The sequence below is a fragment of the Rhizobiaceae bacterium genome (assembly GCA_023953835.1).
GTDB lineage: Bacteria > Pseudomonadota > Alphaproteobacteria > Rhizobiales > Rhizobiaceae > Mesorhizobium_G.
Genome location: JAMLJB010000001.1, coordinates 1,179,965 through 1,200,176, shown reverse-complemented (window position 1 = coordinate 1,200,176; position 20,212 = coordinate 1,179,965). Strand labels below are relative to the sequence as shown.

The following is a 20,212-nucleotide window of genomic DNA, read 5'->3' as shown; positions in this document are numbered from 1 at the left end:
AGCCAAAACAGCAGGCGCAGGCAGCCTTTCTATTCAAGTGGCTCCATTACGCTTGCAGCTGCACTACCGACCTGGTTCACCTGCTCGTTATAAGTTCGGCGCGAATTCGGATCGAGCACCACGATCGGCGCGGTGATGACCGCGCCAGTTGCCCCGCCGACCGCCGAACCGACGCCCATGGCGGCAATGCCGATCCGCTCGCCGAGGCTGGGGTCTGAATCGTCTATGACCTGCCCGGCCACCAATCGCGTGCCAATAAGCCGGACGACTTCCGGGGATTCGGCGAACTTGCTATGGTTCAGAGAGTCCCCGACGCGCAGACCGCTGAGGCTGATTATGACGATGCCGGCTTTTTCCAGTGGCGCGTAGTTGGCGGCAGAATTGACATCGATTTGACCAAGCCGGTCGATCCTGCCAGCAAGCCGGCGCGACAGCGCCAGAGCCCGATCCGCTTGCGAAACGAATACCGTGAAGCGAACCGCCGGGCTGTTCAAAGCCTGCCACTGTGTCCTGAACACATCGACGTCGATGTCGGGAGAAGCCAGGATGACGTTGTGGATGCTGTCGGGCAACTTTCCGTGGCGTATTGCTAACTGCCGCAAGCTTTCCATCACCAGCCATGCGCCCATGGAATGCCCCATTATGGTGACGTCGCTCACCGTCGGATCCTGCGCAATCCTCCAGACCGTTTCTTCGAACGCATCGCGTGAGAAATTTGCACTTTCGCGGTCAAACCCATAGGCGAAGACACTGCCGCGCGATGGCCAGGTGAACAGAACGGGTGCCGCATCCGCATGTGAATCGTGTGCGATCTGGGCAAATCGATAAACTGCGTCCTCGAACCCGTTGTTGAAACCATGAACGAAGATCAGTACGCGGCGGCTCTTCGGCAAGTGCTTCTTCAGCCAGCCGCGAGCCTCGGCTGCTCCGGTTAGCGGAGTAACACCAATCGTCGTGAAATCGCGCGACGGGTCGGGGGGCAGCCGGGTTGGCCACTGCACCTGACCCACCTGCCGATTCTGGTCAGGCGGAATGGAAATCGCGAAAGACGTAAGCGAAATTCCCGTTCCGCGCTCGCCTGAATAGACGATGCCGGGAGTGTCGGAGGGCGCCCGTGTGGTCGCCACCAGCATATCGACCTTCGTCGTGCCGGGTGCAGTTGCATTGTACACGCCGAGCACTCCGGTCGGCCTGGAGGCGCAACCCGCGAGCAGGATTGCCAATGAAAGCGCAATACAGAAGCGTCGCTGACACAGGTCCGATGGTTTCAGGCGGCGGAGCCGTCGCGATACGCTCGCGCTGATGGCGAAGAATAACCGCTTGGCTCTGCGGATCATGAAATCCGTCCCAGCGCCAAACCAAGGGCTAGCGCGATACCGACGAGAAGCATGCCGGCTATGGGCCAGCGTCGCAAATACACGTCAGCGCGAACGAGTCCGTCGCTGAAACGAACAAATGTGGGAACGGCGGCATCTGCGATAACCACTATGTCGCCCTCTGGTATCGCTGGCAAATGCCTACCATAGCGTCTCACAAGCAAGGCGAAAGCTGCGCCGAGAAGGATCGGGAAGACCGACTTCCAGAGAGCGGACGGAGTGAAAGCAGCCATCAATCGGTAGCCCGTCACCGGTTCAAACAACATAAAGGGCGCGATAATTGAGGCGCAAGCGACAAGAGACCACGGCAGAACCAAACCGCGCTCCGGCTTTTTGTCGGCTTCGGATTTGCCATGGGCTGACAACAATTGCATGAAATGCACCATTAGCAGAGCGCTGCCAACAGCGGAAAATGTCGCCAAGGTGCTGGCGAGTCCATAACCAAAAAGTTCCTTGGCGGCAAACTTCGCCAGCGCACCGCTCGTGAACGGTAGTCCAGCAAGGCTGAGGGAGAGCACCGCGCAGACCACAAGCACCACTGGCAATCGCTGCCTCCGCATGCCTCCGACGACGCCGACGCCGAGAAACAGGGCGCCTTTCGCAAGCATGTGATGCAAAGCGTAGAAGGCGGCCAGCGGAACGGCGGCAATGTCTCCCGCAGCTACCCCGGCCCCCAGTATTGCAGCAATGAAGCCCATCTGGCTGATCGTGGAATAGGCCAGCACCGTCTTGGGGTGTCGCTGTACGATACCCACGGCGACAGCGTAGAACGTCGTTACAAATCCCAATGTCATTAGCGCCGTGCCCCAAGAGGCAAGCGCGGAATCGAAAGGCAGAAAACGTATGAGGCCAATGACACCGGCCTTGACGACGATTCCGCTGAGCACGGCTGAGGCAGGCATCGGAGCGACCGGGTGGGCCAATGGCATCCAGACATGGAGCGGGAAAAGTCCCATCTTCAGGCCGAAGCCAAGAACGAGGAGACAGATTATCGTATCTCGCCATTCAGAGCGGGATATCATGGCCACCGCATCCGCGATCTGCGGGTTTCCCTGCTGGGTGATGGTCGACATCATGACGAAGGCCAGCAGCAGGAACGCTTCTCCAGCGACCGCAAGGATCATATAGACCAAGCTGGCTCGCGCCGCGCGGGGCGTTCCTTCGTGGCAAACCAGCTGATAGGCGCAGAGGCTTACCAGCGCAAAAACCAGGTAAAAGCTTGCGAGGTCGGCGACAAGAAAGACGCCGAGGCTGCCGGCAAGTGTCAGCAGCCAGCCGATCGCGAAACTCTTGATACGGGGATCGTCACGCATATAGCGGCCGGCATAGAGGCCGGCGCAGAACCAGAGAAAAGCCGCCCCGCCCAAAAGCACTGCGCCCGGACTATCCAGTGAAAGCGTGAGACGCATTGGGGCGGGAGCGAATACAAGCACCCCGCCAGGGGCGAAGAATGCCGCCAACAGCCCCGGCAAGGGTGCGAGCGCAAGCATCGACAAGAGCCCGCTACGCGTCCGAAGTTTGACACAGGCGAGCGCCAGAACCAGTGGAAACGCAAGGGTGGTGGCAAGCAGGAATCCGGCGAGTGTCATGGGCCGACACCTGCTACTGACCGTCCGATGTCGAGAAAATCGAGCGGCTGCAACGGGATGAAACCGATCGCGACCGCGCAAAGCGCGAGTATCAGTGGGATGATTTCCCGTGAGCGGGGCAGGATCATCAAGTTCGGCACATCGGCACCCGGAGACGCCGTCGTCTTGCCCACCACACGAAAGACATAGGCTGCGGCCAGCACGCCGCCGACCAGGATTGTCACCGCAATCCACCACTCACCTACGGAAACCGCTCCGCTCAGCAACATGACCTTCGCGACGAAGCCACCGCTCGGCGGCAGGCCCATGAGCGAAAGGCCGGCGATGGCAAAGGCGAGAACGCTGAGTGGCGCGGCCTTTCCGGCGCCGGCAAGATCATCTATGCGATCATGCCCGAGGGCTTCGACGATCAGTCCGGCCGCGACGAACATTGCCGCTTTGGCGAAAGCGTGAGACATCAACTGCAGGATGCTGCCACTCCAGGCGATGCTGCCCCACGGGGCGAGGCCATCGGCACCCAGAAGCGGAAAGACCAGGAATAGATAGCCGACTTGTGCGACTGTGGAATAGGCGATCATGAGTTTCAGCCGACTCTGCCGGAGGGCCAGAACACTGCAGAAAAGAATCGAGGCTGACCCCGCTCCGGCCAGTAGCCCCGCCGCCGTTGTGCTGTTCATGGGCAGCATGTCGAACCACAGTCGCAAGATAATGAAGAAGGGTGCCTTTATGACCAGCGCCGAAAGGATGGCGCTCGCTGGTGCCGGCGCACCGGAATGCGCGGGCGGCAACCAGATATGAAGCGGAAACACCGCCGTCTTGGCCATAAGTCCCGCAATCATCAGCGCGACCGCAATCGATGTCGCTGCCTCGTTACGGATCAGGCCGTGCAACGTACCCAAATCCAATGCCGCGTAGTTCGCGTAGATCAGCACAACCCCGAGCAAGTAAAGCACGGAACCTGCCAACGCGAACAACAGATAGCGCAACGCTGCACTGAGCGTCTTTGCCCGGCCGTCGAGGCTGACGAGCGGCACCGCGGCGAATGTCAGGAGTTCCAGCGCGACGAAAAGATTGAAGAGATCCTGCGCAAGGAAGACGAGATTGAGGGCGCTCGCTACACCGAGAAAGAGAGCCCAGAACACAAGTGTCTTCCGGGTTTCTCCGCCGGTTTCGGAGCTTTGAAACTCTGGCCTCGCGGAGAGCCCTACAAGGCACAAGATCAGACCGGTCATGACCATCATGGCTGCGGAAATGCCATCTGCGCGTAGCCTGAGTCCGAGCGGCGGCGCCCACCCGCCAAGATCGTAACCCAAGGCGGAGTAGTTGCGGACCACCAGCGCCAGAACAGCGAAGGACAGCAGAAGCATCAATGCCAAAACGGCAAACGCGACCCGTTCCGGCTTTCGCGGCCTCAGCCCAACCATGATGAGAATACCCGTGACGGGCGTCATTATCATGAGCACGAGAAGCGCGCCGCCTACGGAACTGTCGGCGCCTGTCATATTTCGTCGTCCTCGTCGGCCCTGTCCGGGGCTTCGGAAAGCCGAACAAGCAGAGCGACCGCCAGTGCCGAGGCCGAAAAGGCAACCACAATGCCGGTGATGACCAATGCCTGAGGTACGGGATCGCTTGAGAAGCCGACGGCGGCGCCACGTTTTCCAGCAACGCCGAAAAGCAAGAAAACGCCGGCCCCAATGAGATTGAAGGACAGAAGCTTGCGCAGCGGGTCCGGCTGTACAATCAGACCAAACAGGCCGATTCCAATCAAAGCTGCCGCACAGAGGCCGAATAGCAGGGCGGGGCTCATTTTGGCGCTCGCGCCGCTGGACCGGCGACAAGCAGACCGATGATGACGGCGATCGAAATCGTCAATGCGATCTCGACTGCGACGATGATCGGTTTGGCGAAACCAGCGGGGTAGGCGAGGAAACTGTCCGCAATAAAAAACCCGGAGAGTCCGACAAGTACGAAAGACACCGGCCCAACCGCGATGAGCCGCCGAACAGTGAGCGAGCCGGTCTGCGGCATGGGACGTAGCCTGGCCATCTGAACCAAAAGCCACATACCCGCCAGCACTGCGCCGCCCTGGAATGTCCCACCCGGTTCATCCGCGCCATTCCAAACGAGATAGATGCCAAGGACGATGCCGACTGGCGGCAACAGGCGGGCGAGCAGGACCAGCGGTCCATCAGCGATACCCTGCTTCAGATCCGCTGGGGCGCCACCCCAGGAACTATCTGTAGCTAGCGACCAGACACCGATGAGCGACAGCACGACCACCACCTTTTCAAGCAGCGTATCGAAGGCGCGGTAGACCAGAAGAACAACCGTTACAGGGTTCCCGAGGCCGCTTGCGGACATGTGCTCCGCGACTCGCGGGGCGAGTGTTCCCGGAGGCTCGGGCATCGCCAAGACGGCCATGCCGATGGCTATCGAGACGGCCGCGCAGAACAGGGCGGCAAGGACATGGACTGCTGTTCCCGGCCGTTCGCGCCGGGGGTTGGCGGAGCCGACGCTCGCGCAAGCTCGCAGGAGCAATATGCCGGTTGCTCCGCCCCCGATCGCAACTTCTGTCAGAGCGACATCCACCGATGAAAGTCGGACCCACGCCAGCCCGAGAAGCAAGCCTAGTCCGATGAAAGCAATCACAGCCGAGCGGGTATCGCGGGAAACAAGCGTCCCGACCGCCACCGTTAGAACCAGCACGATCAGAATCAAGTCCAGCGCCAGTGTCATTGATCCTTGCCGTCAGGCCGATGAGCGATACGCGCGATGATTTGGCTACTGGTAGCTGCGGCGCATTGCACGAGGCCCCAGATGAACAGCAGCTTCAGCCCATCTTGAAGGTTGCCCACCTGCGGCATGAGACCAAGGGCGATCAAGCCCAGCCCAAGATTGTCAGCCTTCGTCAATGCGTGAAGTCGGCTAAGTGAATCTGGAAACCTCAACAGACCGGCCGTGCCCGCGAGAAAAAAGAAGGCTCCGGTCACGACCGCGACGATGGTAAATCCGCTAGCCAGCATGATCGTCACTTTCACCGCCGGTGCGCGAGTGTTCGGCAAGACTGAGAGCCGCTACCGCGGAGACTGCCAGCAGGCCGAGCGTCAGCGCAACGTCGAAAATAGCACTGTTCCGCGTTGCGACCGCCAGAAGCAGGCAAATCGCTCCACCCCCGGTCCCCAGCATCTGGACCGCCATGATGCGGTCCGCCGCCGATGGGCCTCGCAACAGCCGCAGGAGACCCGCGCCGACCACGACGAGCAAGAAAACCGCGACCGAGAGAAGGAACTCAGCCATGGTCTGTTTCTATCCCGAACGCTTTCGCAAACAACATTTCCTCTCTGGCGAAACTTTGCGAGACAGGCTGGTTCTTGTTCAGGCAATGCACCAGCAGCACGCCGCCAGCCTGTTCTTCCACGGGTAATGATCCCGGTTGCAAACTCATGAGTGCCCGGAATGCACAGCGTGGCATTGCGCCGCGCAAGCTCATGGGACAAGTCACGAAACCGGGCTGCAGCGGCATGCGCGGATCGAGGGCGCGGCGCGCAACATCCAGCCCGGCCAAAAAGGATTGAATCAAGAAGAACAGTGCAATTTGCGCAATAGCAAGAAAGGACCTGCTCGAATGTGGCGCGGGGGGCAGCAAGAGGATGCTCGCCCAACTTGCGATCCCTGCAGCCACGGCGCCGGCAACAACATCGGCGATGGTCCAGTTGGCAAGGGCGAGCCAGAACGCAAAAAGCGCCACGGCGCGAACTGCAGCGACTGCTAAGACCGCGCGCTCTTTCATATAGCACCCAGGCAGGTGATTCTTCTGCTCATACGCATATTTGACGCCCGCCTCGGAAAGCCGCTTCGAACCATAGCGTCCTCTCGCCCTGACCAGATCGATCGCAATTCATTTAGATTACACAGGGTTGTGCATGCAAGCAAAAGTTCCATCCGATAGCTATCGGCGCCCGGCAAGCGTATTTTGATATTCATCACAATAGAAATTAAAGTAGCGTAGATAAAACAAGAAATATGTCAAAATATACACGGAATTTTCCAGAGGAAGGCGCAGAAGTATACGGAAGGGATGCGTAGAGGTTAAAAATACGTTGGTTCTACTTGGATTTGGCGGCGGTCTTTGAATCGATCAATTTCCCCTTGGAGGCAAGGCTCAATACCTCGCCGGAGTTCCGCCAGCCTCAAATTCCTTCGTCCAGATGGTACAGTCAGTTCCCTCGCCACCGAATTTGGGATGCCATGCATAAATGCTGGATTCCAGGCCGATTGCAGGGAACCATGGGGACACTATACTACTGGTGCGTAGTGCCTGCCGCGAGCAAGCAGAGGTGCTTTGCGTCCATCGAACGGAATGCATTCAGAAATATCGCTCGTCGATGATAAGAAATGTATAAGTATACATCACAGTATATTTTAGATACAGGTGAACTGTACTTATGTATATTGTGCACTAGTCTGAAAGTCGGTCGGCCGCAGCATGTCGAATAACAAAGAACATAGAGCCCATTGCCGCTTGGGCTCCATGCAGGATTGCGTTGGCTTCCAGACTTCGCGCTGGGGTAGTGAAGAGGCTGCGCCCGGTGGTATAGCAAGTGCAACCTGCTTCGACCGTATGCCTGAGACCGAACATCTACCGAAGGGTTGAGTGCGATGCTTAAGAACCGTCGAAGTCTGGTATGCGGCCTCGTGTTGTTGGCGGCGGTGCTATCCGCATGCTCCGACGAGAAAAAGGAAACTGCGGCGTCGCCCAGGCTGGTTCGGGTCGTTGTCATCGATGAGAACAAGGGCGGGCAGACCGTTGAACTGGCTGGTACGGTAGAGAGCCAGGTTGAGGTCGGGCTTGGCTTCCGTATCGGAGGCAGGGTGATTGAGCGCCTGGTCAATGTCGGGGACACGGTCAAGGCGGGCCAGATTATTGCGCGTCTGGACGCGTCGGATGAGGAAAATGGACTTCGCGCGGCCGAAGCCGCGTTGACCGCCGCTGAGAGCCAACTTTCCGAGGCCCGACTTACCTATGACCGGCAGCGTCGGCTGTACGAGCGCCAAGTCGTTGCGCTCGCCGCGGTTGATCGCGCCGAACAGGCGCTCAACTCGGCGCAGGCTCATGTTGACTCTGCGCAGGCGCAGGCTCGAATTGTGCACAGACGGCTCGAGGACACAGTTCTTTACGCGGATTCCCTTGGCGTGGTCACCGCAGTCGGAGTCGAGGCGGGTGAGGTTGCCGCTGCTGGCCGCCCGATCGTGCAAATTGCACGCGATGAAGGCAAGGATGCCGTTTTCAACGTCCCTGCCGCAACAATTGCGAATAGTCCGCCCGATCCCGAAGTTCTGGTGGCTCTGTCGATGTCGCCGGGTGTCACCGCGCAAGGGCGGATCCGAGAAGTGGCTCCGCGCGCCGATGCTGCAACAGGGACATTCCAGGTGCGTGTCGGCCTGATCGATCCTCCCGCCGAAATGCGACTGGGTTCGACGGTGACCGGTCAGGCGCATTTCGGAGGCGTTGGCGGCATAGAAATCCCGGCCAGCGCACTGACCCGAACGGAAGGCGCGCCGGCCGTCTGGGTTGTTGACCCTGCGACTAACAAGGTCGCGCTCCGCAAGATCGATATCGCGGATTTCTCACCGGCGTCGGTGCTGGTATCCGATGGGCTTGAAGTGGGTGAGTTGGTCGTTACAGCCGGCGTACAGGCACTTCGCCCCGGTCAGGAAGTTCGCTTGCCTGGTGGCGTATCATGATAGGGCCCAACCTTTCAGGCTGGGCAATAAGCTCGCGATCTCTGACAATCTACTTCATGCTGGTTGCGATCGTAGCTGGCGCGTTTGCGTTTGTCGGTCTCGGTCGCGACGAAGATCCGACTTTCACGATCAAGACGATGCTGGTCACGGCTGTCTGGCCGGGCGCTACTCTTGAAGAAACGCAGAACCAGCTCACCGATCGGCTTGAACGCAGGCTTCAGGAGACGACCGGACTGGATTCCCTGAGGTCGATCACACGTCCGGGGGTTGTGACTATCTATGTTGATCTCGACGGCGCTTTCCCCGCCGACGACGTCGGCAGCGTCTGGCAGCAGGTCCGAAACAGCGTAGCGGATATCCGTCATACACTTCCGCAGGGTGTCGTCGGTCCATTCTTCAATGATGATTTCGGCGACGTATTCGGCATCATCTATGGCTTCACGTCGGACGGCTTTACCCATCGCGAATTGCGCGACTATGCCGATGAAGTGCGTTCGAACCTGATCCGCGATGTACCTTCCATCGGAAAGATAGAATTCATTGGTGTACAGAACGAGGAAGTAACGATCGAACTGCAGCCCGATCGGGTGGCCGCCATGGGGCTCGACTACGGTCAGGTCTTCGCCGCGGTCGCTGCGCAGAATGCTGTACGTCCTTCGGGCACTATCAACACCGGCCTCGAAAACCTGTCGCTGCGGGTTTCAGGATCATTCGAGAACGAATCGGAAATTCTGGATGTGCCTATCAGCGCAGGCGGACGTCTGATCCGACTTGGCGATGTCGCCGAAGTTAAGCGCGGGCTCGTCGAGCCGCCATCTTCCATGTATCGCGTCAATGGCAAGCCGGCAATCGGACTTGGCATCTCGATGCGTGAAGGTGGAGACGTCCTCGAATTGGGGCGGCAGGTCAGTGCATCGGTCAACAGGTCTGTGGCCAACCTGCCAATAGGCATCGATACGGTTCTTGTATCCAATCAACCTGACGTCGTTGATGTCGCAATCAACGATTTCACGACTTCGCTTTATCAGGCTGTCGGCATCATCCTCGTGGTGAGTTTCCTTACGCTCGGTGTCCGGCCCGGCGCTGTGGTCGCCATCGCTATCCCCGTTACCCTTGCGACTGTGTTCCTGGTCATGCAGGTGATGGGCATCGATCTGCACCGGGTTTCCCTTGGAGCGTTGATTATCGCACTTGCCCTTCTGGTGGACGACGCGATGACCACGGTCGACGCCACCCTCCGGGGACTGGCCAATGGCCAGACCATGACTGATGCCTCCAAATCGGCATACTCGAAGCTCGCGGCTCCAATGCTGACGGGCACGCTGATCACCATTGCCGGTTTTGTTCCGATTGGCTTCGCGCAGAGCCAGGCCGGGGAATACACGATCTCGCTGTTTCAGGTGGTCGCAATTGCCCTGATTGCGTCTTGGTTCGTCGCTGTCGTCTTTACGCCGATCATTAGTTCATATCTCCTGAAAGCCCCAAAGCCCGGTGCGTCCAGCGGCGAGGACAGCTTTCTGGTGCGCACATATTCCCGTTTTCTCGTCTCCGCCATTCGTGCGCGGTGGCTGACAATCGGCATCAGTGTCTGTGTGATGGTCGCGGCTGTCCTTGGGCTGTCACGTGTCGATCGGCAGTTTTTTCCACCGTCCGATCGCAACGAATTGATGATCGATTTCCAGTTGCCACGCTCCAGTTCCATTTTCGCCAGCGAGGCGGCTGTCGAGCGCATTGAAGCCTGGCTCGGGAAAAGCGAGGACGTGAATTTCTGGAGCAGCTATGTTGGCCGCAACGTTATCCGCTTCTATCTGCCGCTCGCTATCCTTCCGCCTAGCGACAATCACTCACAACTCGTCGTTATGGCGAAGGACATCGACGCTCGTATTCGCCTGCAGCGCGAACTTGAGAAATACCTCTCCGAGAACTTCCCTGAGGCGATCAGTCGCGTCAGTCCGCTGGAAATGGGCCCGCCCATTGGTTGGCCACTCCAATGGCGCCTGAGCGGGCCTGATATCGAGATCGTCCGGGACAGGGCGCTGGAACTGGCAGACATTATCGCAACCAATCCCGGCGCTGACCGAGTTCATTTTGATTGGATAGAGCCAGCGAGGCAGTTGAAGATCGAAGTCAATCAGGATCAGGCGCGACGGCTGGGCCTGACGAGCCAGAGCCTGTCTGCGATTCTCCAATCCGCCGTTTCCGGCGCACCCGTCACGCAACTTCGCGACGGTATATATCTCATCAATGTCGTGGTGCGCGCGCCCTATCAGGACCGTATATCGCTGGACAATCTGGCCTCGCTACAGGTTCCGATACCCGGCGGGCGCACGGTGGCAATGAGTACTTTCGCCAATTTCTCCTTTGAACAGGAGCAACCCCTGATTTGGCGTCGTGACCGGGTGCCGACGCTCACCGTTCTCGCTGATGTGAGGGACGGCACAACACCCGAGGCGGTCGTTGCCGATGTCGAGGACAAGGTAGATGCGTTCGCCACAACTCTACCGGCGGGCTATTCGATTGAACTCGGCGGAACGGCGGAAACGAGCGCGGAAAGCCAGGCCGCAGTGTTCGCCGTCATCCCGGTCATGATTTTCATCATGCTCACCCTCCTGATGGTTCAGCTTCGAAGCTTCGCGAATACCTTCCTGGTATTGGTGCTGCTGCCTCTGGGCCTGATCGGGGTCGTCGGCGCATTGCTTCTCTTCGGGCGTCCACTCGGCTTTGTTGCCATTCTCGGCATACTGGCGCTCATCGGCATGATTGCGAAGAATGCGGTTATCCTGATCGTCCAGATCAACGACGAAAGGGCAGGCGGCCTGGGCATCAGGGATGCGGCCATAGCTGCCGCCTCGGGTCGTTTGCGTCCGATCCTGCTGACGGCGCTGTCGACCGTGCTGGGTCTCATTCCGATCGCGCCGACACTGTTCTGGGGGCCGATGGCTTTCGCGATCATGGGTGGATTGCTCGTCGCGACGGTCCTGACGCTCATCCTTCTGCCGGTTCTCTACATAACCATCTACGACCGAGAGCCGCGTAAGGATCGAGACAAATCGAACGCGGATGAGTTTATCGCAGGAAGCGCCTGACGCCGGGAAGCCTGACGGCCGACGCTTGAAGATCAGCGTCTGGCCATCGCCTCGGTCAGTCTCTTCAAATGATCCGCTGCAAAGGTCCAGTAGCGGCCCTTTGGGCGGGCATCTTCCTCTTCCAGACCCCGGTCGGACGGCGAGAGATGGAAAAGGAGCGTGGCCAGCACATCAGTCGAAACCCATGGATCTTCGTACCAGAAGGTGTGCGACCATCGTGACATGCCCGGAATATTTTCAGGACGGACTTGGACGACCTCAAGGCCGTATTGCTCTTGAGCTTCAAGCAACCATGAGCTGGCTTCCGGACTGAGTTCGGTCAAGTCGGGGCGGCCGGCGCGGGAAGCACGATTGACGAGTTGCGACAAGCGCAGCGCGGCGTCGTTCATGTTCACCGCGACTGTCATGCGACGCGCGATGGCAGCGTACTTCTGCATGTCGTTAACGAAACTCCGGAAATCGGCATCCGGTGCGGCATGGTAGACTTCGCCTATGCGGGGATTCTGGCTACCATGCAAGGTGACATCATCACCAATCCTGCCCAGCGCGTCGCTTCCAACTGTGCCGCCGGCACTGTATGTGAGTACATCGATGTTGCGTGCGGTGGTGTTCCCGGCCAGGAGTTCGATCAGTTTGGCCAGATGAGGAGCAGCGCCAAATGCCGTTTCCATGTCCCGGGAATAACGCAGGAAGTTTTCGGCGGTTGGCCATGCGAACATCACGACCACCGAGTTTCGTCCCGTGAAATGATGCAACTGAGCGGCTTGTCCGGCCGCGCGCTCCATGGTCGTGTTTGCACCATGGACGTAAACCGTGATGTCCTTGTCCAGACTGTTCTGTAGCGCCGTTTCGATCTCGGCAAACCAGGCCCTGGCTTCCGCATCAAGCTTACCGTCGCTTTCGATGTTCGCCTGCTCATTGAGGTTCTCCAAATGGAGAAACGGTCGCGTGTCATCGCCTGCCCCGGTGGAGAGAGCATAGATATTGTCCCAGGTCGTACCTTCTTGTCCGATGCGCACCGTCGCAAGTCCAAGATGCACGTCGCGACCTGGAACGATGGCGTAAATCCTGTTGGCTCTTGGGCCGATCGGCAACCGGTTGGTGGCATAGAACACTTTGATCTCAGGGTCCTCACTGAGATTTGGGTTGATGCTGAAAGGATTTCGTTCGTTGAGGAATACGGTGGGTGCGGGCATCAGTCTCATCGGGGGCTGATAGAGCGATAGCCCGACGACGAGAGCGATGAGCGCGAGCAGGAAGTAGACGAAATAGCGCAGCCTCGCCTTCATTGTACTTCTCGCCCTCGCAACGCCCGTTGAAACACCTTCCCCATCGTCAACTCGTGATCAAACCGACCGGTGCGGAGAAACTCGATCGTCTGCGCGATGACGAGCGGATTGTTCATCATGAACGTATGCGTGGTGCTGATAACAATGTGATCTGTCATGCCTTGCAGTTTGGTGCTCTCGACCGAAACCTTGCCGTCGTTCGGTCCCCTAAACATTGAGGACAACAGTGGATTCACCGAATGGGATCCTGCAATGATCCCAAGCTCGAAATCTGCCGGACCTAGCTTGTTGGGTAAGCTATCTGGACCGGTGCCGAGCTGCATTCCGGCTGGCCCGTTGAAAAACTCAAAGAGTTTAAGTTCGCCGAACACATCGACCAGTTCCGATCCATGGTTTGGCGGTCCAAGCATAACGACGCGGCTGAAATTGGCGGGTCGGTTCTTGGATAGCCAGGCGCGCACCAGAATGCCGCCCATCGAATGGGTGACGAAATGCAATTTCGAAGACGTGCCGCAAGCCGATACAGATTTGTCGACATAGGAGATCAGCTCGTTGATCGGAGCATCGACCGAAGGATAGCTTTCGTTCACAACCTTGAAATCGAATGCCCTCAAGGCCTCTTCCATGACCCAGAAGGAGTTGTCACTGCGTGACAATCCGTGCAGGAGCACAACGCATTCCTGCGCCGATGCAGCCGGGATTACGATCTGGGAAAGAAGTAGAGCTATTACGAAACGCATGAAATTCCCATGCTCTGGCGGTACATCCTGGAACAAAATGTGTTGTTCCTCAACCTGCCACCAAAAACTCTACAGCCGAGGTGAAATGGCCTACCCCGAAACTTGATGCATTCCGAGGTCTGGATCATTTCGCCCCATCGGTGCGACCAGCCGGAGACCTGCGTTACGCACCTTTGTGCACGGCAAGGATGAGCGCAAGGCTTTGAAAGGACCTAGCTTTTTGTAAGGGCACAATTTGTGCATGGGAATGGTGCCCAGAAGAGGACTCGAACCTCCACGCCTCGCGGCACACGGACCTGAACCGTGCGCGTCTACCAATTCCGCCATCTGGGCTGGTGCGCGGTGATGTAAGCGGGCAAGCCGCCGCTGTCAACGCGCATTTTCTGCATGATGCATAGAAAGGCTCAGGAGAGCACCTCTTTGGAGGCCACCGTCGAATCGGCGTTCAGCCGATAGACGATCGGCACCCCGGTTCCGAGTTCAAGCTTGACGATCTCTTCGCCGGTCATGCCTTCCAACGCCATGATCATCGCGCGCAGCGAGTTGCCGTGCGCGGCGACGAGCACGGTCTCCCCGCGCAGCACATGCGGCTGCATGACGTGCATATAGTAGGGCCAGACGCGCGCGCCGGTGTCCTTCAGGCTTTCTCCACCCGGCGGGGGCACGTCGTAGGACCGCCGCCAGATGTGCACCTGTTCCTCGCCCCATTTCGCGCGGGCATCGTCCTTGTTCAGGCCCGAGAGGTCGCCATAGTCGCGTTCGTTGAGCGCGACATTGCGGATCGTCTGAAGTTTGTCCTGGCCCATAACATCCAGAATGAGCTGGCAGGTCGCCTGCGCGCGCTTGAGGTCCGATGTGAATGCAATGTCGAATTTCAAACCAAGGGCCTTCAGCTTCTCTCCTGCCGTGCTGGCCTCCAGCCGGCCTTGTTCGGTAAGTTCGACGTCGCGCCAGCCCGTGAAGAGATTCTTCAGGTTCCATTCGCTCTGGCCGTGACGGACCAGCACCAGGGTTCTGGACATTGTGTCTCCTATGTTCGGATTTATGAATTGAGTCCAAGTACGTCGCGCATGGCATAGAGGCCCGGTTTCTTGTCGCGGGCCCAAAGCGCGGCGGTGATCGCACCTTTGGCAAAAAGCGCGCGGTCCTCGGCATGGTGCGAAAGCACGATGCGCTCACCGCTGCCGGCCAATATCACCGAATGATCACCTACCACGGAGCCACCGCGCAGCGTGGCAAAGCCGATGGTGCCTTCCTTGCGCGGCCCGGTAACGCCGTCACGAACACGCACGCTCTGGTCGGCAAGCGTAACCCCGCGTCCGCTGGCCGCTGCTGCGCCAAGCATCAGGGCGGTGCCGGACGGGGCATCGACCTTGTGCCTGTGGTGCATTTCCAGAACCTCTATGTCGAAGTCGGTCGCGTCGAGTGCGCTAGCTGCCTGCTCCACAAGCGCTGCGAGAAGATTGACGCCGAGGCTCATATTTCCCGATTTGACGATTGTGGCGTGACGGGCGGCGGCGGCAATCTTCGCGTCGTCCTGAACCGAGCAACCTGTCGTGCCGATGATGTGGGCGATGCGCGCCTGCGCGGCGTAACCGGCGAACTCGACCGTGGCGGACGGAGAGGTGAAATCGACGACCCCGTCCGCGCTTGCGAATGCGGGAAGGGGGTCATCGGTGATCGCAACGCCGATCTTGCCGACGCCTGCCAACTCGCCCGCATCGCGGCCAATCTGCGCGGCGCCCTTGCGCTCGACGGCAGCGGCCAACGTAACGCCGGGCGCCGCGGCGATGGCCCGCACCAGCGTCTGCCCCATGCGACCGGCTGCGCCGACCACGACCAGCTTCATTTCGCTCATGCTTTTGCCCTCCGCCGCTTCGCGACCTTTGGCGCCGGCTCCGCGTCGGTGACGGTCTCCCCCTCAAGGCCCAACCCGCCCTTGTCCGTCTGAAGCAGGTAGAAGCGCGCATAAATTCCGTTCTTGTCTGCGAGCAATTGGCGATGGGTGCCTTGTTCGACCACCCGGCCCTGTTCGAGAACGATGATCTTGTCCGCGTTGATGACCGTCGAAAGCCGGTGGGCGATAACGATGGTTGTGCGGTCGCGCATGATTTCAGTGAGCGCAGCCTGCACCAATGCTTCCGATTCATTGTCGAGCGCCGAAGTCGCTTCGTCCAGAAGCAGGATCGGCGCATTTCGCACGATGGCCCGCGCGATGGAAAGGCGCTGGCGCTGTCCGCCGGAAAGCGTTGCGCCATTCTCGCCAACGGATGTTTCATAGCCTTGTGGCTGCTGGCGTATGAAGCCGTCGGCCGCCGCCTTGCGCGCAGCAAATTCCGTTTCGGCGTCGGTCGCGTCCGGACGTCCATAGCGGATATTGTCGCGGATCGTCCCTTCGAACAGGTAAGGCTGCTGGGAAACGAAGGCCATCGAGTGGCGCAGCGACGATTTCGTGATCCGGGCGATGTCCTGTCCGTCGATAAGGATCGCTCCATCGTGCACGTCGTAGAAGCGTTCCAGCAAGGAAACGAGGGTCGATTTGCCCGCGCCCGACGCTCCGACGATGGCCGTTGTCTTGCCTGCCTCGGCAATGAAGCTGACGCCATGGAGAACGGGCGAATTGTCGCCATAGGCGAAGGTCACATTGTCGAAGCGCACTTCGCCCTTGCCGACGGCAAGTTCAACCGCGCCGGGCTCGTCCCGCTGGCGCGGCTCCAGATCGAGGATTTCGTAGATCATGCGCGCATTGACCAATGCGCGTTCCAGCCCGACATGCACGCGGGAAAGCCGGCGGACCGGATCATAGGCGAGCAGGAACGCGGTGATGAACGAGAATATGTTTCCCGGCGGCTGCTGGAAGGCGATGGCGCGATAGCCCGCATAGGCGATGACACCGGAAATCGCAAACCCGGCCAGCGTCTCGGTGATGGGACCCAGCCGCTCCGTAACGCTTGCAATCTTGTTCGACCTTTCCTCCGCCTGCCCGACCAGTTTCCGGAGCCGCGTCGAGAGCTGGTCTTCCATCGTGAAGGCCTTGACGACCGCGATGCCCTGGGTCGCTTCCTGCATCGCGCCGATCAGGCGGGAATTGATTTCCACCGACTGGCGCGTGACCGCCCGCAGCCTTCTGCCGAGATAGCCGACGCCGATCACGAGCGGCGGGCCGATCAGCAGCACCATTCCCGAAAGCAGAGGGTCCTGCCAGACCATCACGCCGAGCAGAAAGACGAGGGACACGGCGTCACGCGCAATCGATGTCAGGGTCAGCCCGACCAGATCGCGGATGCCGGTAACGTTCTCATTGATCTGCGCGGCAAGTGCGCCCGAGCGGCGGTCGGAGAAGAAATCGATGCCCAGCCTCATCAGGTGATCGAAGATTCTGGCCTGATAGCGCGCGATCAGATTGTTTCCGATGCGCGCCATGGTCAGCGACTGCCAATATGTGGCGACGCCGCGCAAAATGAAGGTGCAGAGCACCAGCCCGCTGATCAGCGCAATCAGGTCGCCCCGCTGGCGATAGAAGATATCGTCGATCACGTAACGCATGATAAGCGCGAAAAGACCGGACGTTGCGCCGATGACAATCAGCAGAATCGTGGCGAGAATATATTGCGCGCGATAGTCGCGCCCGTTCTCACGCAGGATCCGCGCAATAAGGTCTGCGATCTCGCCCATGTTGCGGTTGCTTTTTGACGCCTTTTCCACGCGCGGTGTGAGTCCCTGAGGGGTTTTGCTCCGGGCCCCCTATAGCGGCAAGTTTGCCTTTTGCCTATCGCCGGACCATGATTTTACGGCGCTGTGGCGTGCCAGCGGCGACCTTCCGTTTCGACGCCGAACGCGGCCTGATTGCGGGCATAAGCGCCCAGTCCCTGCAGGGCGGCAAGCGGGTGCGTAATGACATGAATCGGAATTTCGCTCATCCATCCGCGATGCGGGGCCTTGTCGTCGAAGGCCTCGCGGAATGCGCCTTCCTGCAAGGCCGGAACGATCTTCTGTGCGATGCCTCCGGTCAGGAACACGCCTCCCTGGCTCTTGAACACGAGGGCAAGGTCGCCGGCTGTCCGCCCGAGATAGGTCGTGAAAAGAGAAAGGGCTTCCACGGCCACCGGGTCGGATTTGGACAGGGCCGCAAGGGTGATTTCGGACGGCTGCGTATAGGCAGGCGGGATACCGTCAGCCTTCGCAATCGCGCGATAGAGGTTCACCAGTCCACGCCCGCAAAGAATCTGTTCGCCGGAAATTCGCCCGTCCAGTTTTTCGATGAAGGGAAATACCTGGAAATCGCGCGGCGACCGTGGGCCGAGATCCATATGCCCGCCTTCGCCGGGAACCGGGATCCATCGCCCCGCCGAATGAATGAGCCCCGCCACGCCAAGTCCGGTGCCGGGTCCGAGCACCAGTTTCGCGGCATCCTTCTCGGCATCTCCGCCGCCGATCTTTTCCAGATGCTCGGATCCGAGCGCGACGACCGCAAGCGCCTGCGCTTCGAAATCGTTGAGCACCACCACGTCGCTGAATCCGAGTTCGGCGATCATGCTTCGGGGCCGCACGACCCACGGACAATTGGTCAGCTTGATCTCGTCGCCATCGACCGGCCCGGCAATGGCGATGATGGCGGACCGGGGCTTGACGGGCGAGCGGGCAAGGACCGTTTCGGCGATGGCGGCATCAAGCGTCTCGAAATCTTTGGTCTGCACCACGGGAAATTCAATCGTGGGGTGCTCCGCGTCTGGCACGACGGCGAAGCGCGCATTCGTGCCGCCAATGTCGCCGATCAGGGTCGGTGTCGCGATCTCCCGATGCGCTTTGCTCATGCTCCCCCCGAACCTTGAACGGTTAGCCGTCTTTCCGCGCGTAGAGAATTGCTTCTGCGGTCGAACGGTTGAGCGCCATCGGAATGTCGTACACCGTTGCGAGCCGCGTCAGCGCCTTCACGTCCACGTCATGCGGCATGGGCGTCAACGGATCAACAAAGAAAATCAACATGTCGATCTCACCTTCGCTGATGAGGGCGCCGATCTGCTGGTCGCCGCCGAGAGGCCCGCTCTTCATGCGCGTGATGCTCAGTTGCGGGCACGCTTCGGCAATGCGCTGGCCCGTCGTTCCGGTCGCAACCAGGATACACTGCGAAAGAAAGCCGACATGCTCGCTGGCGAACGCCACCATGTCGTCCTTCTTCTGGTCATGCGCGACAAGGGCGATACGCAGTGGCAAAAGGCAGGTCCTTCCCGATTGACTACCCGACCCTAATCAAAGTCGCGGCGGATCGAAAGGGGCGCTGCCGGCTATCGGTTTGAACCTCCGATTGCCGCGCGTGGTCGCGGAACCGGAATGCCGACATCCGGTGTTGCGCTGTAGGCGTTCGCTGCGGCGGGCGGCTGGGCGGTGTCGACCGTTGGCGTTGGTTCGGGTCCTGACGCAACCGAAGTTTGCGGCACGCCCCCGCCGCCAAGGGTCACCACCGCCTCGGATTCCGGCGATGGCGCATTGAGGACCGCGACGCAGGCCTTGGGCAGGTTCGAAAGCTTCATCAGGTCGCGTGCCTTCGGCGCATCGGGGTTCTTGTTGGGCCGCCACGGCTCCTCGGTAAACCACCAAGCCAGCGACTTGTCGCATCCGTCGCCCTGTGGCGGCGCGGATTGTTCCTTGCAACCCGCGGATCCCGGCTGGCACCCGATGCGAACGTGGAAGTGATAGTCATGACCCCAGAAAGGCCGGACCTTGCGCAACCATGAGCGGTCTCCGGTCACCGTGTCGCAAAGCTTCTTCTTGATGCCCGGATGCACAAGGATGCGCTCGACCTCTGGATAGCTCGCGGCCCTCTTGAGCAAGCGCATGCGCGAGTCCGACCAGCGTTGGTCGTCTACGGTCAGCCCGCCTTTCTTGATCATCGAAACCGCGCTGACGCTTTCGCGCTGCGCGACAGACAGTCGCTTTTTCGGCATGGGCGTGAACCAGATGTCGGCGTCCAGGCCGATCTGGTGCGACGCATGCCCGGACAGCATAGGTCCGCCGCGAGGCTGTGAGATGTCTCCGATCAGAAGCCCGGGCCAGCCGTCCTGCACCGCGTCCTGCGACAGCTTTTCCAGCAGTCGGATCATTGTGGGATGGCCCCAACGCCGATTGCGCGACAACCGCATCGCCTGCCATGTCGGGCCGTCTGCCGCGATGGCCATGCCTCCTGCGAAACAGCCTTTGCTGTAGAAGCCGTAGGACTGCGGCTCGGCGGCAGCAGGAAGTTTCTTTGCGCCAAAGAGGTTCTTCGCGAGACCATCCGCCTGTGCGGTCGGTGCGAACACGCTGAACGACAGCGCGACGGCAAGCAGCAAGGACGCCTTCCTGAAACCTCTTTCAACCCATCCGGTCATGTCAGCGTCCCCGAAAAAA

General features: G+C 59.8%; 18 protein-coding genes and 1 tRNA gene. 2 read left to right on the top strand and 17 right to left on the bottom strand.

Annotated elements, in window-relative coordinates; genetic code table 11:
- Positions 1–29 precede the first annotated feature (29 nt).
- The 8 genes from M9924_05640 to M9924_05605 form a co-directional block, all read right to left on the bottom strand.
- Positions 30–1,181: an alpha/beta hydrolase gene (locus M9924_05640; GenBank protein ID MCO5063884.1), complete on the bottom strand. Its 1,152-nt coding sequence runs from the start codon at positions 1,179–1,181 to the stop codon at positions 30–32.
- Positions 1,182–1,333: 152 nt separating this feature from the next.
- The gene (locus M9924_05635) at positions 1,334–2,965 is read right to left on the bottom strand and encodes a complex I subunit 5 family protein (protein ID MCO5063883.1); all 1,632 of its coding nucleotides are present in this window, start codon (positions 2,963–2,965) and stop codon (positions 1,334–1,336) included.
- A complete protein-coding gene (locus tag M9924_05630) occupies positions 2,962–4,332 on the bottom strand; it encodes an NADH-quinone oxidoreductase subunit J (protein MCO5063882.1) in 1,371 nt (456 codons plus the stop codon). Before M9924_05630 ends, M9924_05635 begins: the two co-directional genes overlap by 4 nt.
- Before the next feature lie 131 nt (positions 4,333–4,463).
- Positions 4,464–4,772 (bottom strand): cation:proton antiporter subunit C, encoded by a 309-nt coding sequence (locus tag M9924_05625; GenBank protein MCO5063881.1) that lies wholly within the window; start codon positions 4,770–4,772, stop codon positions 4,464–4,466.
- The gene (locus M9924_05620; protein MCO5063880.1) at positions 4,769–5,701 is read right to left on the bottom strand and encodes a DUF4040 domain-containing protein; all 933 of its coding nucleotides are present in this window, start codon (positions 5,699–5,701) and stop codon (positions 4,769–4,771) included. The genes M9924_05625 and M9924_05620 overlap by 4 nt, the downstream gene beginning before the upstream one ends.
- The gene (locus M9924_05615; protein ID MCO5063879.1) at positions 5,698–5,988 is read right to left on the bottom strand and encodes a monovalent cation/H(+) antiporter subunit G; all 291 of its coding nucleotides are present in this window, start codon (positions 5,986–5,988) and stop codon (positions 5,698–5,700) included. Before M9924_05615 ends, M9924_05620 begins: the two co-directional genes overlap by 4 nt.
- Positions 5,978–6,262, bottom strand: coding sequence for a monovalent cation/H+ antiporter complex subunit F (locus tag M9924_05610; GenBank protein ID MCO5063878.1), 285 nt, complete (start codon positions 6,260–6,262; stop codon positions 5,978–5,980). The genes M9924_05615 and M9924_05610 overlap by 11 nt, the downstream gene beginning before the upstream one ends.
- Positions 6,255–6,755: a Na+/H+ antiporter subunit E gene (locus M9924_05605; GenBank protein ID MCO5063877.1), complete on the bottom strand. Its 501-nt coding sequence runs from the start codon at positions 6,753–6,755 to the stop codon at positions 6,255–6,257. Before M9924_05605 ends, M9924_05610 begins: the two co-directional genes overlap by 8 nt.
- An 869-nt stretch (positions 6,756–7,624) precedes the next feature.
- Between M9924_05605 and M9924_05600 the strand changes: the two genes are divergently transcribed.
- On the top strand, positions 7,625–8,710 hold the full coding sequence (locus M9924_05600) for an efflux RND transporter periplasmic adaptor subunit (protein ID MCO5063876.1): 1,086 nt from the start codon (positions 7,625–7,627) through the stop codon (positions 8,708–8,710).
- On the top strand, positions 8,707–11,796 hold the full coding sequence (locus M9924_05595) for an efflux RND transporter permease subunit (GenBank protein ID MCO5063875.1): 3,090 nt from the start codon (positions 8,707–8,709) through the stop codon (positions 11,794–11,796). Before M9924_05600 ends, M9924_05595 begins: the two co-directional genes overlap by 4 nt.
- A 32-nt stretch (positions 11,797–11,828) precedes the next feature.
- Here the strand turns inward: M9924_05595 and M9924_05590 are convergent, their stop codons facing one another.
- The 9 genes from M9924_05590 to mepA all read right to left on the bottom strand — a co-directional run bounded on the left by M9924_05590 (position 11,829) and on the right by mepA (position 20,193).
- Positions 11,829–13,085, bottom strand: a complete 1,257-nt coding sequence (locus tag M9924_05590; GenBank protein ID MCO5063874.1) for an alpha/beta hydrolase — start codon at positions 13,083–13,085, stop codon at positions 11,829–11,831.
- Positions 13,082–13,825: an alpha/beta hydrolase gene (locus tag M9924_05585; GenBank protein MCO5063873.1), complete on the bottom strand. Its 744-nt coding sequence runs from the start codon at positions 13,823–13,825 to the stop codon at positions 13,082–13,084. Before M9924_05585 ends, M9924_05590 begins: the two co-directional genes overlap by 4 nt.
- Before the next feature lie 248 nt (positions 13,826–14,073).
- Positions 14,074–14,158: transfer RNA gene (locus M9924_05580), tRNA-Leu, on the bottom strand.
- A 71-nt stretch (positions 14,159–14,229) separates the two neighbouring features.
- Positions 14,230–14,847, bottom strand: a complete 618-nt coding sequence (locus M9924_05575) for a 2,3-bisphosphoglycerate-dependent phosphoglycerate mutase (GenBank protein ID MCO5063872.1) — start codon at positions 14,845–14,847, stop codon at positions 14,230–14,232.
- A 20-nt stretch (positions 14,848–14,867) separates the two neighbouring features.
- A complete protein-coding gene (dapB, locus tag M9924_05570) occupies positions 14,868–15,683 on the bottom strand; it encodes a 4-hydroxy-tetrahydrodipicolinate reductase (GenBank protein ID MCO5063871.1) in 816 nt (271 codons plus the stop codon).
- Complete coding sequence (locus M9924_05565) at positions 15,680–17,500, bottom strand: ABC transporter ATP-binding protein/permease (protein MCO5063870.1); 1,821 nt, start codon at positions 17,498–17,500, stop codon at positions 15,680–15,682. The genes dapB and M9924_05565 overlap by 4 nt, the downstream gene beginning before the upstream one ends.
- A gap of 113 nt (positions 17,501–17,613) precedes the next feature.
- The gene (locus tag M9924_05560) at positions 17,614–18,639 is read right to left on the bottom strand and encodes a glucokinase (protein ID MCO5063869.1); all 1,026 of its coding nucleotides are present in this window, start codon (positions 18,637–18,639) and stop codon (positions 17,614–17,616) included.
- 22 nt (positions 18,640–18,661) lie between these two features.
- Entirely contained in the window at positions 18,662–18,991 is a 330-nt protein-coding gene (locus M9924_05555) for a methylglyoxal synthase (protein MCO5063868.1), read from the bottom strand.
- Positions 18,992–19,110: 119 nt separating this feature from the next.
- Positions 19,111–20,193, bottom strand: coding sequence for a penicillin-insensitive murein endopeptidase (gene mepA / locus M9924_05550; protein MCO5063867.1), 1,083 nt, complete (start codon positions 20,191–20,193; stop codon positions 19,111–19,113).
- Positions 20,194–20,212: the final 19 nt, after the last annotated feature.